At 53.4% G+C, this 15,028-nt stretch carries 9 protein-coding genes; 7 read left to right on the forward strand and 2 right to left on the reverse strand.

The genetic code is table 11. From position 1 onward, the window contains the following. Positions 1 to 16 precede the first annotated feature (16 nt). Positions 17 to 976, forward strand: a complete 960-nt coding sequence (locus H8B09_RS17205; protein WP_191204786.1) for a helix-turn-helix transcriptional regulator — start codon at positions 17 to 19, stop codon at positions 974 to 976. Positions 977 to 1,111: 135 nt separating this feature from the next. On the opposite strand, the gene H8B09_RS17210 is transcribed toward H8B09_RS17205, so the two are convergent. Beyond that, complete coding sequence (locus H8B09_RS17210) at positions 1,112 to 6,871, reverse strand: CLIPPER-2 domain-containing protein (protein ID WP_191204787.1); 5,760 nt, start codon at positions 6,869 to 6,871, stop codon at positions 1,112 to 1,114. 482 nt (positions 6,872 to 7,353) lie between these two features. Between H8B09_RS17210 and H8B09_RS17215 the strand changes: the two genes are divergently transcribed. Genes H8B09_RS17215 through H8B09_RS17225 form a run of 3 tightly spaced genes read left to right on the forward strand, consistent with a single transcriptional unit; the run spans position 7,354 to position 8,764 of the window. Beyond that, on the forward strand, positions 7,354 to 7,854 hold the full coding sequence (locus tag H8B09_RS17215) for a MerR family transcriptional regulator (RefSeq protein WP_191204788.1): 501 nt from the start codon (positions 7,354 to 7,356) through the stop codon (positions 7,852 to 7,854). A gap of 2 nt (positions 7,855 to 7,856) precedes the next feature. Beyond that, complete coding sequence (locus H8B09_RS17220) at positions 7,857 to 8,288, forward strand: SRPBCC family protein (protein WP_191204789.1); 432 nt, start codon at positions 7,857 to 7,859, stop codon at positions 8,286 to 8,288. Between the two features lie 35 nt (positions 8,289 to 8,323). After that, positions 8,324 to 8,764, forward strand: a complete 441-nt coding sequence (locus H8B09_RS17225) for an SRPBCC family protein (protein ID WP_191204790.1) — start codon at positions 8,324 to 8,326, stop codon at positions 8,762 to 8,764. 59 nt (positions 8,765 to 8,823) lie between these two features. On the opposite strand, the gene H8B09_RS17230 is transcribed toward H8B09_RS17225, so the two are convergent. Next, positions 8,824 to 10,542, reverse strand: coding sequence for a sulfatase-like hydrolase/transferase (locus H8B09_RS17230; protein ID WP_191204791.1), 1,719 nt, complete (start codon positions 10,540 to 10,542; stop codon positions 8,824 to 8,826). A gap of 215 nt (positions 10,543 to 10,757) precedes the next feature. Between H8B09_RS17230 and H8B09_RS17235 the strand changes: the two genes are divergently transcribed. From H8B09_RS17235 to H8B09_RS17245, 3 genes are read left to right on the forward strand one after another with little or no spacing between them, the layout of a single operon-like run. After that, complete coding sequence (locus tag H8B09_RS17235; protein ID WP_191204792.1) at positions 10,758 to 11,105, forward strand: hypothetical protein; 348 nt, start codon at positions 10,758 to 10,760, stop codon at positions 11,103 to 11,105. Further along, complete coding sequence (locus H8B09_RS17240; RefSeq protein WP_191204793.1) at positions 11,093 to 12,856, forward strand: ABC transporter ATP-binding protein; 1,764 nt, start codon at positions 11,093 to 11,095, stop codon at positions 12,854 to 12,856. The genes H8B09_RS17235 and H8B09_RS17240 overlap by 13 nt, the downstream gene beginning before the upstream one ends. Then, a complete protein-coding gene (locus H8B09_RS17245) occupies positions 12,828 to 14,693 on the forward strand; it encodes an ABC transporter ATP-binding protein (RefSeq protein WP_318152647.1) in 1,866 nt (621 codons plus the stop codon). The genes H8B09_RS17240 and H8B09_RS17245 overlap by 29 nt, the downstream gene beginning before the upstream one ends. The last annotated feature ends 335 nt before the right edge of the window (positions 14,694 to 15,028 follow it).

Below are 15,028 nucleotides of genomic sequence, written 5' to 3' on the forward strand. Positions count from 1 at the left end.
AGGGAGGTGGTCCAGGTTGCCGAAGTCCAAGAGATTGATGGAATTAATGATGACCGTCAACCGCAAGAGGCGGTTCAAGGTTCAAGAGCTTGCGGATGAATTCGGCGTGTCCAAGCGGACGATCCTGCGGGACTTGCAGGAGCTCAGCGAACTTGGCGTTCCGTTATATTCCGAGGTAGGGCCGCATGGCGGCTATCAGGTCGTACGAGAACGAGTGCTTCCGCCGATCGCCTTCACGGAAGGCGAGGCGGTGGCGATGTTCTTCGCCGTACATGCGCTGCGTCATTATTCATCGCTGCCTTTCGAAGCAGAATCGGCATCTGCGCTTAGCAAGTTTTATCTGCATATGCCTGGCGATGTAAGAGACCGGATCGATAGCATGAAGGACCGGGTCGACTTCGTGGCGCCGACGAGATGGAGCGACGCGCCATGCCTAGCGGAACTGCTGGATGCTGCCATAAAGCAGAGCGTACTCGTCATTCAATACGAGTCGCAGGAGCGGGGAGCAGAGAGTCGCCGGATTCAGCCGGTATGCATTTATGCGAATAACGGCTTCTGGTACTGCACAGCCTACTGCTTCAATCGGCAGGATTATCGCGTATTCCGATGTGATCGAATTCGCGAGGCGGCGTACGATACGTCAGGGACAGTGCCGATGCAGCTCAAGGATGTTCGTCTTAGTCGGAGGGATGCCAGCCAGCCAAGAGACCCGATTCGTCTCCGGGCGGTACTAAGCAAGACTGGCGTTCAGCGCTGTGAATCCGAGTTATGGCTCGCTCCGCTGCTTCAAGTACGGGAAGACGGCAGCGGCGTGATCGATAAGGACGTTTCTCGAGATGACATGACATTCTATGCGGAATTTATGATTGGCTTGGGCGACGAGGTTGCCTTAGAGGAGCCGTACGAACTGAAGGAAGCGATCCGAACGAGGCTCGCTGCACTGTTAGCCCGATACGAAGGATACGCTGCTCAATAGAAAGAAACCAGCCCTCCAGCGGATATAGTCGCTGGAGGGCTGGTCATTTTGAATCCTATGTTGCTCTATATGGGGTCTACTTCGATGAACCGTGCAAGAGCCTCGTTCTGACGGATGCGTTAGTCCAGTTATCGTCTACTCTTCTTCTTCGGCAATGACCTGCACCGATGCGCTGGCTGTACGAGTCGGACCGTTATCCGAGGTGAGTGTCACGGGGCTCACGAAGATCGTGTCCTCTTCAACATCAGGAAGTACGAAGGGGACTCGCAGCGTCTCGCATGCCCCGACTTCAAGCCTTTCAATAAGCAGTTGTATGCGGAGCAGCGGGGCAACGATTCGAACGTTAATGAGCGGCACATTTCCTGTGTTGCATGCTCGAATGGTGAACACGACCTTCTCGCCCGGACTTCCCGTTGGACGATCGACCGTTTCGGTCAAAGAAGCATCCGGCAGTGACTGCACCGTGATCACGACTTCCTGCTGCTGAGGAGGTGTCTGGTCAGAGAAAATCGTAACGATGTTGCGGAATAGAGTCGCTCCTCGCGTTCCGGGCGGTATCGGCAACTGAAGCGAGAATACATGTCTCTCTCCAGGCGCAAGCGTTGGAATAACGGCCCGGAAATTAAGCAGAGAATCGGAAACGTGCACATGCGTCAACGTTTGGTTCGTGATATTGGTGACGGTGATGGTCTTGACCACGGTCTCCCCTGGTTTTGGCGTTTCAGGGGTTGCTTCAATCTTAAGCTCCGGCAGTTCAACGGGATCGGCAATGGCAACTCTCTCCTCGTCTTGCACAGGCGGGGAACCAGGTGCCTGTTCATCCCAAGTGACGGTGACTCGATTCGCGATGATGCTGCCGAATGTCGTGCCCGCCGGTACAGTGAATGTGAAATTCACCCGCTCTGTCTCGCCCGACGCAATGACCGGAATCGTGAACGATTGGCCTGTTAAGGAGTCGCGGACGACGACGTTGGTTGCTGGAATCCCGCCGGTGTTAGTGACTTCAATGGTGTAGTGGATCGTTTCGCCCGGCTCCGCGGCAGTTCGATCTGAACGCTTGCGCACGACTAATGTCGTCACCTGCGCAGGGGTTACGATCACCTCGCTAACCGTCTCTTGCGGCGGCGATTGGTCTGAACTGGCGATGAATGTATTGCGGATGACGCTGCCCGGCACCGCATTCGCTGGAACGATGAACGTCACGGTTCTGGTAATCGTCGCATTCGCCGGCAGCTCTGCAATCGTCTCGCGCAGCCCCAACAGCGGATCGGATAATGATACATTCGTCTGCGGGATGCCGACCAGGTTCGTTACGGTCAACGTATACGTAATGATATCGCCTGGTGCCGCTGTATTCCGGTCCGAAATCTTCTGGACCAACAACGCTGGTACAACAGGCTGGATCACGATCACTTCATTAACCGTCTCCGCTGGTGGCGACTGATCCGAGCTAGCGACAAGCGTATTGCGGATGATGCTTCCTGGCAACGCATCTGCTGGAACGACAAATGTTGCGGTTAGGGTGACGGTGCCATTCGCCGGCAGCTCCGCAATTGTTTCGCTCAGCCCAAGCAGCACATCGGTCAACACGACATTCGTCTGTGGAGCATTATTCAGATTGGTAACGATCAACGTATAAGTGATGGTGTCGCCTGGTGTCACCGTATTCCGGTCAGGAAGCTTCTGAACCAGAAGAGCTGGCTCCGGCGGCAATTGAACAACCACCTCATTAACCGTTTCAGCTGGTTCCGATTGATCCGAGCTAACGATGAATGTATTTCGAATGATACTGCCCGGCACTGCACCTGCGGGCACAGTGAACGTCAGTATCCGGGTAATGGTTGCGTTTGCCGGCAATTCTGCGACCACCTCATTCAGCCCAAGCAGCGCATCCGTCAGCACAACGTTTGTTTGTGCGAAATTACGCAGATTCGTTACGGTGAACGTATAGGTGATGGTTTCGCCCGGAGCGGCCGCATTGCGGTCGGAAACTTTTTGAATGAGCAGCGCAGGCCCTGGCAATTCTTCGACAATGACTTCGGAGATCGTCTCCTGCGGCGGCGATTGGTCCGAGCTTGTGATGAACGTATTTCGAATGATGCTGCCGGCTATCGCGCCACTCGGAATCGTAAAGGTTACGGTTCGAGTAACAACCTCATTCGCAAGCAGAATAGGGATGGTCTCGCTAAATCCCACAAGCTCATCCAGCAGTACGACGTTCGTCTGCGCGAAATTGCGCAGATTGGTAATGATCAGCGTATAAGTGACCGTCTCGCCCGGTGGGGCTGAATTGCGGTCGGGAAGCTTTTGAATGAGCAACGCCGGTCCCGGCGGTTCTACCACTACGACCTCGTTGATCGTTTCCTGCTGCGGCGTTTCATCCGAACTGACGACGAACGTATTCAGGATAACGGTGCCGGGCGCTGTATCCACCGGTACGGTAAACGAGAACGTGCGAGCGATCGTCTCGCCCCCAAGCAGGACGGGGATCGTCTCGCTAAGTCCCAGCAGCGCATCGAACAGTACGACATTGGTCTGAGGAACATCGAGCAGATTCGTTACGGTCAACGTGTAAATCACCGTGTCCCCTGGCTCAGCCACTGCTAGGCTCGATTCTTTCTGAAGCGACAGACCGGTACCAACCACTATAACGATCGATTCGGCTTGCTCTGGGCCCGTTTGATCCGACTGAACGGTAACAATATTAACAATATCCGATCCGATCGGCGTATCACGAGGGACGGTGAATGCAAACAAATGATCCTGAACTTCCCCTACATGAAGGATAGGCACCACGAAGTCGATCCCGAGGACCGGATCAAAGATTCTAATGTTGGTTAGCGGCACATTCCCTATGTTTTCCAATGTAATGATGTATTGAATCGTCTGTCCGATCACGGCCGTAGGCGTATCCGGAATCTTGCGGACCCCTAGTCGAGGATCTACGAGCACCGTCACCTCCGTGCTATCGGATACGGGCTCGCCGATCTGATCCGCGAAGGCGATTGCCGTATTAACAAACGTAATAGGTTCGATCTCGAACGGGACGAAGAAGGACACATGGAACTGGATCGTTTGCCCGACGCCAAGGACAGGAACATGGAAGTTTTCGCCGGTGAGGTCCTCGAACACTTGGATGTTCGTAAGGTCCGCATTGCCGGTATTGCTGATCGTGATGGTATAGTTAACAAACTCGCCAGGGGAAACGAAGTTTCGATCGGCTGTCTTCGTAATCTCCAGCCTAGGAACCGGCAACACTTCGACCGTCGTGCCGATTTCCTCTGGATTAGGCAGGTTGTCAGCAGTAATCTTGAGGGTATTGACAATCGTGACGCCTGCTTGCGCATCCGGGGGAATGACGAACGGCCAATCGATGACATTCACTTCTCCGGGCGCAATGTTACTCCATAATTGGTCCAATCCGAGGAGCGGATCGATAAGATGGACATTAACCAAATCGGCATCTCCGTGATTCTCCAGCGTAATCGTAAAGACGACGGTATCCCCCGGGAAAGCGGCAGGCGGATTAACCGTCTTGTTAGCTACGAGCACCGGAGATCCCGTGACGAGAATTTCCGCATCGGCCGTAAGGGGCTCTCCGAATTGATCGGAGGTAATGAACACTGTATTTCTGATGATTCCCAAAGGTTGATCGAAAGGAACCGTAAATTCAAACTTGATGACATGGACAGAAAAAGGAGGGATCTCGGGTATGGTTTCAAAAATGCCGAGCAGCGGATCTTGAACATGCACATTCGTTAGCGTTGCCGCGCTAGGGTTCTGGATTTCGATGGTGTAGGTTACGGTTTCGCCGCGAAGCACCTCGAAACGGTCCGGAAATTTAATAACGCCTGTCCCCAAGCTCAGACAAATCCTGATTACAAAGGCATCGCTGCCCCCATGCAAGAACGGCTGAAATGCGCCAGGCGTAACCGGAAAATCGGCGGAAAAGGTTTGACCGGTTACAAATACGCAACCTGAGCTGTCGACGGCAACGGCGTTGCCCACATCGCTCGAGCTGCCCCCAATGTAAGAAGAGAATACGAGCTCATTGCCTTGAATGTTCAATTGCGAAATGAAAGCATCACCGCCGCCGTGGGAAGATGGCTGGAATGCGTCAGGCGTAGTAGGAAAGTTGAACGATGTGGTGCTTCCCGTTACATAAGCAAAGCCGTTCAGCAGTGTTATGCCATTGCCTGCGTCCGACTCGCTGCCACCAAGAAAAGTCGAATAGACCAAATAATTGCCTTGAGGACTGAGCTTTGTTACAAAAGCGTCGGAGGATCCTCCGTTATACCCCTGTTGGAACGCTCCTGGCGTGGTCGGAAAATCAAACGAAGTGGTGCTTCCGGTCACGTATGCCTGACCCAGCTCATCGACCGAGATGCCCCTGCCCTCATCGTCGCCATTGCCGGTTAAATAGGTGGAGTATTCTAGGACGGATCCGAACGCACCTATTTTCGATACAAAAGCAGCTATAACGCCGGTCAGCGAGATTTGAAAAGCGCCAGGCGTCGTTGGAAAGTCTGGTGATGTGGTAGTGCCTGTGACGTATGCGCTGTCCGATCCGTCGACTGCGATACCGTGTGCTTCGTCAAGTCCTATGCCTCCAAGCAGAGTGGAAAATTCAAGCGCGCTGCCAGCAGCATTGAATTTGGTGACAAAAGCATGCTCATTCGCGATAAAAGGTTGGAGCTCGTTGATGATAGGGAAATTGAAGGAGGATGTGCCTCCCGCAACATAAGCGTTCCCTGCGCTGTTTACGGCGATAGCGAAGCCAGTATCCACGCCTTCTCCGCCGAGAAACGTGGAGTAGACCAGAGAGCCCCCGCTCGGACTTAATTTGATCACGAATGCATCTTGGGTTCCACCGATGAATGGCTGAAACGCGCCTGCCGTTATCGGAAAGTCGGGGGAAAGAGTCTGCCCCGTCACATAAGCGCTGCCCGCGCTGTCAATCGCAATGCCGCGGCCCAGATCCGAACTGATGCCCCCTAGGAAAGTCGAATAAACGAGCGCTGTGCCAGCTGCATTCACTTTGGTCACGAATACGCTCGAGGATCCATCTTTGCCAGGTTGGAATGCGCCAGGAGTGGTTGGAAAGTCTAGGGATAAGGTTTGCCCCGTTACATAGGCATTGTCCTGATTGTCTACTGCAATGCCGAAACCGATATCCGTATCGCTTCCGCCAAGGTAAGTGGAATAGAGCAGGAACATCGGATCAATAATGAGTTCAAGGTCCGGCCGGTAGTCTTCCCCGACTGCGAAGCTGTAGACGCTAGATTCTTGCCCGTCGGGCAAAAGAAACTGGCTCTCCACCGCAACCCTGCGGTCATTAATCATCTGATAGCTTACGGGTCTCTCCTCCACCAGGATGCCTAACGGGGTGTGGATCTGAAGATCGCCCTCTTCATTTAGGGATAACCGTTCTGCACCGCGGTATACGAACCGGATATCCTCGAGATTGGCGCCAGGCTTTACCACAACGTCGTATTTGAACTTTCCAGTGTCCCCGTAGAAGACAAGGTCAACGCCTGGCCACAGCTCTTCATAGACAATCTCCCGATAGTTCGGCATGTCTGTACGCCACTTCGTCGGATCATTGCCCATGAAATAATGGGATTTATTCGAGTCCTCGCGACGGGCTGTGATTCGAGGGGACCCATTCGCACCGATAAATTGCAAGGAGAGCGCTGTGCCCGTCGACTCATTCAGCTCATTTTTTCTGGTAAATACAAATAGAACCTCATCCGAGGAGAAGCCAATCTGACATCCTGGTTTACTGGACAGAAAGTGGATTTCTCTACGGGACTGCCCGACATTAGGCACGAAGGTCAGCGGGAAGTTCACAAATTCCTCGAAAGGCATCCGGCTTTTTGTTTGACTCGGTAACACAGGTATCCCTCCTCAAATATCAAATTGAAGTCTCGCGATTACCCGGTCTTAACATAGCCCTCAAGGAGACAAGGCTGTTATCAGGCTCATAAATAAAAGTCCTTCAATGTTACTAGAGGCATTACGGAGCAGCTTGATGAATACATTGGGAATACCCCTTTATCCGACCTAGCCCCCCTCTCTTTAATGGTCCGTTGAATGGCTCCCCACGCAAGTGCTTCTACACGCATACTGAACCACAATCATCCACTCCTATGTCTATTGACGTTTATCCCGAATTAGTCTAATAAATCATTAGAATGGAACGAAGACCCTCTCTGTGCATACAGCGAGCAAAAGGTTTAGTCTGCTGTCGGAGTCGGGCGGATTATTTCTCAGGAAATTATTTTCATTTTTTATCCGAAAACACTTGCACCTTACGTTACGTCATCTTTTATAGTGAAGATACCGGTAAACAAGTTAGCGCTAACGAGGGATCTGTGATGACGCAATATTGGAAAGTAGGAGATTTGGCTGAGCTGACAGGGCTTACGGTTCGCACGCTGCGGTTCTATGATCAAATCGGGTTGTTCTCGCCATCGGGCCAGACCGACTCCGGTCATCGACTGTACAACGCATCGGACCTGTCGCGCCTGCAGCAGATCGTATCGTTGAAGGAGCTGGGACTGTCGCTCGAAGAGATCAAGTCGGCACTCGAAGGGAAACAGATTAGCCCGGCAGAGATTGTGAAGCTCCAGATGACGAGGGTGAAGGAGCAGATTCAGCAGCAGCAACAGCTGTTGGAGCAGCTTCAGCATGTATCCAAGCGGATGCAGGGACAAGCTCCGCTGACGGTTGATGATTTTACGGGATTGCTGCAGGCGATGCGAATCAGCCATGAGAAGGTCGTCATTGAGCGGCAGAAGAACTGGGAGCATCGGCTGAATGCGCTAGGAAATTTTATTGTCCGTGATTATGAAGGCAACCATACGAAGGAGGAATAACGATGTCCGAACGATTCGTCAAACACGCAACATTTACGGTGGAGCGCACCTACAACGCTTCGCTGGCAAGCGTCTACCAAGCTTGGTCTGACTCTGAGGCAAAAGCTCGATGGTTCTCGAAGGCCGAAGTATTCGATTTCCGTGTCGGTGGACGAGAATACAGCAGCGGCGGGCCGCCGGAAGGCCCAATCTTCACGTTCGATGCCTGCTACCAAGAGATCGTACCTGAGCAGCGCATCGTCTATTCGTACACGTTGGATATGGGAGAGACGCGTATCTCCGCTTCGCTCACAACGATAGAGCTCATTCCGGTCGAGGAAGGCACGAAGCTGGTGTTCACCGAGCAAGGCGCGTTCTTCGACGGTCACGATACGCCAGAGATCCGCGAGCACGGTACGGGCGAGATGCTGGACGCACTCGGCAAGTCGCTTTAAGAAGTTGAATACGCACTTTAAGGAGGGCGAAGACCATGACATCGGTTGTGGGGCAAAATGAGATCATCACCGCACGTCAATTCGACGTACCGAAGGAACGAGTCTATGAAGCGTGGACGACGCCCGAGCTTCTCGCTCGTTGGTGGGGGCCTAATGGCTTCACCAATACGTTCCACGAATTCGACCCGCGCCCAGGCGGCGACTGGCGGTTCATCATGCACGGACCGGACGGCGTCGACTATCCGAATCATAATACGTTCGTAGAGCTTGTCCCCCATGAACGCATTGTTCTGCGTCATAACGAAACGCCGGAATTTCAAGTGACGGCGACTTTCGAGGATGCGGATGGCGGCACGCTGGTGACGTTCCGCCAGCTGTTTAAGAGCGCGGAGGTATTCGAGCAAGTGAAAGCATACTGCATCGATGGCAATGAGCAGAACTTCGATCGGCTTGAGACTTTGCTAAGGAATGAATAAGCGTAAGAAGTATGGCATGGGAAGAGACCGCTGCGGATAAGGCAGCGGTCTCTTTGTCGTTAACGTGTCTGCCGAGGCATTAGTCGTTTTAATGCGCGCTGCTTGGCAAGCACGCTCATCATGGATGCGAACACATCGGAGTAGGCGTCCGAATAAGCGGGATGAGCGAGATTGCGAGTCTCGAGCGGGTCATCGGTCAGGCAGTAGAGCTCGTGTTCATCTGGAACGGGAGTGATCTTGATCCTAGGAACCCACGCGATCTCGGCTGGATTCTGGGCAGTTCTAGCTGGCCAATAGGTGGCGTCCTGTACGCCGGGCGTGCTCCAGAATTTCGGATCGTCCGCGTAGCGTGAGAGCTTCCATCGTTCGCTTCGGCCATTGCGCTTCAGGGTTGTAATGACCGTCTCAATATGATTCGGCTGCGCGGCGGGTGGATAAGGAATGCCAAGCGGGCTGATCTGGTGCTGCCCGCGCAGCATATCGTCGTCGGTCATGAAGTAGATCGGCGATTCGCTTACCGTTCCCGACGCATGCTCTATGAGGGGACTAAGATTGCGTCCAACTAGCGGCCGCGCTTCGCTGAAGCGGCCTTGCAGCCTACCCCGAACGCCTTCAGCCGAAATGCTCGCCAGCCCGAGCAGCGTTGGCAGCAGATCGAGGTGGCTCGTCATTCGATTAACCGAGCGGGCGTGCGGAATAAGCTTTTTATTATAAACAATAAGCGGAACGTGAAGCATCTCTTCGTATGCACAGTACATTTTCTGATGCAGCCCGCCATGTGCGCCGAGCAGATCGCCATGATCGGATGTGAAGACGATAATCGTATTCTCGAAGCAGGAGGAATGGGTGATCGCCCCGAGAATCTTCTGCAGCTGCTGGTCGGCGTTCTTCTGCAGTTGATAATAGAGCCTGCGATAGTACGAACGATCCGTAATCGGCTGCAGCGCCACTGCGTATAGGTCGCGGTAGCTGGCTTGGCATTGAGGCTTCGTCTGAAGATTCTCGTGCAGGGTAGGAGGCGGCGCAACCTCTGGTACTGACGGATCCACATCGAATCGGAACTGCGGCAGACGGGCGGTCAAGTCGCCATATAGAACGATATCATGCGGATTGACGAGCGAGGCCGTAATCAGCCACGGCTTGCGATGACCGCTGCTGCTCTTGCGATCAAGCTCACCGATTAATCTCACAACCTCATCTGCATAAAATTCATCCCTGCCGCTTGCTCCGTAGCCGGCGGACGACCCGGAGTTGCGCGGATTCCGGCCATGCGGTTCAGGGCCAATCCAACCTGAGAAGCCGAACGGCTCCAGCCGATCGGCCTCCTTGTACAAATGTTGATCCGTATTCGGCATTCCCGTCGGATCATAGCTTGGCAGGGCATTGTTCGTCCCCGGGATCATAATATCCTCATCGGACAGATGCCACTTCCCTCTGTAGTAGGTTTCATACCCCGCCTCTCGAAAATAATCGCCCATCGTCGGCACTGTATTCCGATCGAGCCAATACAGATTCGAATCAGCCGCCTGCTTGGCGATGCCGTCCGTCTGCGTAACCCCATGCAGCGACGGATATTGGCCAGTAAACAGGGTGGTTCGGCTTGGCGCACACGCTGCGCTCCCGATGTAGTGGCTGTGGAACTCCAATCCGTTCTCTCTCAGCCATTGCTGCGCGAGAAGATTGTTCCTGCGCCATTCCTTCATCTCCGCATTCTCATAGGGAGGCGGATACCGCTCTTCGTCGACGAGAAGAAGGAGGATGTTAGGCTGCTTGACCATAAGTAGAGCCTCCTGTGCCCAAATAATTGGTATAACGTATGCCAGGGGCTAGGCGGCTAGAAGCGTGCAGAGCATAGGTATAACCGATAGTTGCAACAATGCCGCTCTCCTGCGGTCGATTCTCATTAGATGAGAGGAAACAATGGTATTTGACACATTGCATACATTTGTATACATTAGTTTGTATACAAATGTATGCATAAGGAAGTGTGACGATGAGAGAACAAGAAGGCCCCATGTCCGAAGGCAGGCATGGAGGCGGAAGAAATAAAGGGCATCGGGGAAGGCATCACCATCACCACCATGGTGCACAGACGTTCCGCAGAGGACGGGCGATTGAGTTTTTAGAGCGGCTTCACGTGAGACGCGAGACATTAAGGCAGCAGCTGAACGCTCCTGAGCTGGAGGCAATTCGGCAGGTAGTGCTTGGTGAACTGAAGGCGATCGAGCTTGTAATTGAGGAATATACAAGGCATTTCGAGCTGCAGCCGGCTCCGGAGACGGCTGAGGATGAGCAGGTGGAGCCGGTCGGAGAAGGAGACGGTGAGCCATGTGGGGACTAGCTTCGTACATTAAGCCTTATTTGAAATTCGTTATACTGGGCCCGTTGTTCATGATTCTGGAGGTATTCTTCGATCTGATGCAGCCGAAGCTGGCCGCGCATATCGTCGATTTCGGTGTTGTCGCACGGGACTTCAACGTGATCGAGCGGACAGGTATTCTAATGGCTGTCGTCACCGTACTCTCGCTTGTCACGGGCGTCGGATGCAACTTGTTCGCCAGCCGCGCATCCCAGAACTTCGGCGCAGATATTCGCGAGGCGTTGTTCAAGAAGGTGCAAACTTTCTCGTTCGACAACATGGATACGTTCAAGTCCGGCTCGCTCATTACACGGATGACGAACGATGTTGTGCAGGTGCAGAACCTGCTGCAGATGGCGCTGCAAGGGCTGGTGCGGGCGCCAAGTCTGCTTATCGGCAGCGTCGTCATGGCGCTTATCATTAACCTTCGGCTCGGACTCGTTCTTCTGGGTACATTAATCGTCCTTATTATCGTATTGGTCTTATTAATTCGGTCCTCGTCGCCGCTGTTCGCGGCTGTACAGACGAAGCTGGATGCCGTGAACACGCGCATTCAGGAGAACCTCGCCGGTATCCGCGTCATCAAAGCATTCGTACGCTCCGGCTATGAGAAAGAACAGTTCCAAGCCGTTAACCGCGACTATACGGAAATCTCGATTCGGGCGGCGCGCTTCATCGCGCTCAACTCCCCGATCGTTACGTTTATTATGAACGGGTGCCTTGTGGCTATTCTTCTCTATGGCGGTAATCAAGTATCGTCGGGCTTGGGTAAAGTCGGCGACCTGGTTGCTTTCGTTAACTATGTGGTGCAAGTGCTCTCTTCTCTTGTTATGGTCAGCGGATTGCTCATGAACGTTACGCAAGCGAACGTATCGGCGAAGCGCATCCGCGAGGTACTCGATACGCACTCCGCAATCGAAGAATCCAAGCAGGAGAAGGCGGCACCGATCGCTGCGGAGCATGTGAAGCTGGAGCAAGTATCCTTCTCTTACAACGGTTCTACCGCAGTGAAGGATCTTGTCCTGAAGGATATCAACATCGAGGCGCGGCGCGGTGAAACGGTTGCGATTATCGGGGCGACAGGCTCAGGTAAATCGACACTCGTTCAGCTGCTGCCAAGACTGTACGATGTAACATCTGGCTCCGTCCAGATCGATGGCACCGATATCCGTGAGCTGCCGCTGCTCACGCTGCGAAGGCAGATCGGCATGATTCTGCAGGATGCGTTTCTGTTCACTGGTACGATCCGCGATAACATTGCGTTCGGCAAGCCGAATGCGACGCAGGAAGAGGTCGAAGCTGCCGCAATGACGGCGCAGGCGCATGATTTCATCAGCAAGCTGCCGGAAGGCTACGACACGAAGCTTGGCCAGCGGGGCGTCAACCTATCCGGCGGGCAGAAGCAGAGGTTGTCGATTGCTCGGGCGCTGCTCGTTAAACCGCCGATTCTCATCATGGATGACAGCACGAGCGCACTCGACCTTATTACGGAGAGACGTCTTCGCGATGCGTTGAAGCAACTGACGGAAGACAATATCACATTCCTCATTGCACAGCGCATCTCGTCGGTGATGGAAGCGCAGCAAATTCTCGTCATCGACGAGGGCGAGATTGTTGGCAGAGGTACGCATACAGAGTTGTTGGCGACGTGTGACGTCTATCAGGATATTTATCGATCGCAATACGGCAAGCAGGAGGTGTCTTGTGGCAAACAGCAATCCTTCCGATCCTAATGCATCCACCAATAAGGCATCTTCGAACTTTGATCAGATGGGCTTCCGCCCGGGCGGCGGACCTCAGCATGCAGGGGTACCGAAGGTGCGATCGAAGAACGCATCGGGCACGATGCGTCGCATTTGGGGCTATCTGAAGCAGCAACGTCAGGCGCTGTTCTGGGTCATTCTGTGTACGGTGCTGACATCTGTCTTCGCACTGCTAGGTCCTTATCTGATCGGACGAATGATCGACGATTACGTCATGCCGAAGCAATTCGACGGCTTCGTGCGAATGGGTATGATTTTGCTAGGCGTATACTTGCTTAGTGCGTTATTCACCTGGTTCCAGCAATACATGGCTTCGAGTCTATCACAGAACACGGTGCGCGATATGCGGGAGGATCTGTTCAACCAATATCAGCGGCTGCCTGTACAATTTTTTGACCAAAAGACGCACGGTGAACTCATGAGCCGGACGACGAACGATATCTCGAACGTATCCAACACGCTTAACCAGACAGTCGTACAGCTTATCTCCAGTGTACTGATGCTTGTGGGCAGCTTGGTTATGATGCTCACTTTAAGCCTCTGGATGACGCTCATTACGATGCTTACGATACCGCTGGTTGCATTTATAACAAAGCGGATATCGAAGTACATGCGCCACTACTTCTCGGAGCAGCAGAAGCAGCTAGGCGAGGTGAACGGCTTCGTGCAGGAGAACATCTCGGGCCTTAAGGTCGTGAAGGTGTTCGGCAGGGAAGAGAAAGCGGTCGAGCAGTTCCGTGAAATCAACGAACGACTGCGCGCAATCGGTGTGAAGGCGCAAAGTTTGTCCGGTTCGATGGGCCCGATGATGAATACGATGCGCAACATCAGCTTCCTTGTTATCGCGGTATTCGGTGCGGTCTTCGCGTATCACGACATGATCACGGTTGGCGTCATTGTCAGCTTCCTGAACTACTCCAACCAATTCAGCCAGCCGATCAACCAGCTCGCCAACCAGTACAACATGTTCCAGTCCGCAATTGCAGGCGCGGAGCGTGTATTCGAAGTGCTTGATCTGGAGCCGGAAATCTCAGACGACACTGCACCGAAGTCTCAGCAGGCGCTCATTCATGGCGAGGTTGTGTTCGAGGATGTATGCTTCGGCTATAAGCCTGAGGTTGATGTGTTGAAAGGCGTGTCGCTCCATGCGCATCCAGGCCAGATGATCGCGCTTGTCGGTCCGACTGGTGCGGGCAAAACGACAGTGATCAACCTGCTGACGCGGTTCTACGATATCCGTTCGGGGCGCATTACGATCGACGGCGAGGACATTCAGCAGCTGGATAAGCAGGCGCTTCGCCAGCAGATCGGGCTCGTGCTGCAAGATGCCTATGTGTTCTCGGGTACGATCCGAGATAACATCCGCTATGGCCGATTGGATGCGACAGATCGGGAGGTCGAAGAGGCAGCGCGCCTGGCGAACGCGGACGTTTTCATCCGCAAGCTGCCACGCGGCTATGACACGGAACTGAGTGCCGAAGGCAGCAATTTGAGTCAAGGGCAGCGCCAGCTTCTTACGATTGCACGTGCGGTGCTCGCTAATCCGTGCATCCTGATTCTCGATGAGGCGACGAGCAGCGTTGATACGCGCACGGAGCTCCATATTCAAGAGGCGATGAAGACGTTGATGAAGGGCCGAACCAGCTTCGTTATTGCCCACCGGTTGAGCACGATTCAGGAGGCCGATGCGATTCTGGTCATCCAAGATGGGCAGATTACAGAACAGGGTACACATGATCAATTGATTGCACGGAATGGATTTTATAATCACATGTATCAGAACCAATTTGCCGCAAGTGCGCAGTAAGTTGACTCTCGAATACGGAGAGCAGGTGCACTGTGCAGAGATTGCTGGCCGGTCTGGTAGGTTGTGACCGATGGTTGACACCCGATTGGATATGTGATTAAATGTGTAACAATATTCAAATAATTCAATACCTGAACAAACATTGATGGATAAAGCAGTGCGCTTAAGCGCCTGTAGTAGGATAGCCGAAGAGTGCTACAGAGAGCCGGTGGGTGGTGCGAACCGGTGCAGGTCAGCTGTCTGAATTACAATATCCGGAGTTTGGAGAAGCGGCCCAGCTCATACTGGCGTCACTTGTCCCGGCATGTAATCATGTCGTTATACGAATGAGCGAA

Origin of the sequence: Paenibacillus terricola (assembly GCF_014779765.1) — a bacterium.
GTDB lineage: Bacteria > Bacillota > Bacilli > Paenibacillales > Paenibacillaceae > Paenibacillus_T > Paenibacillus_T terricola.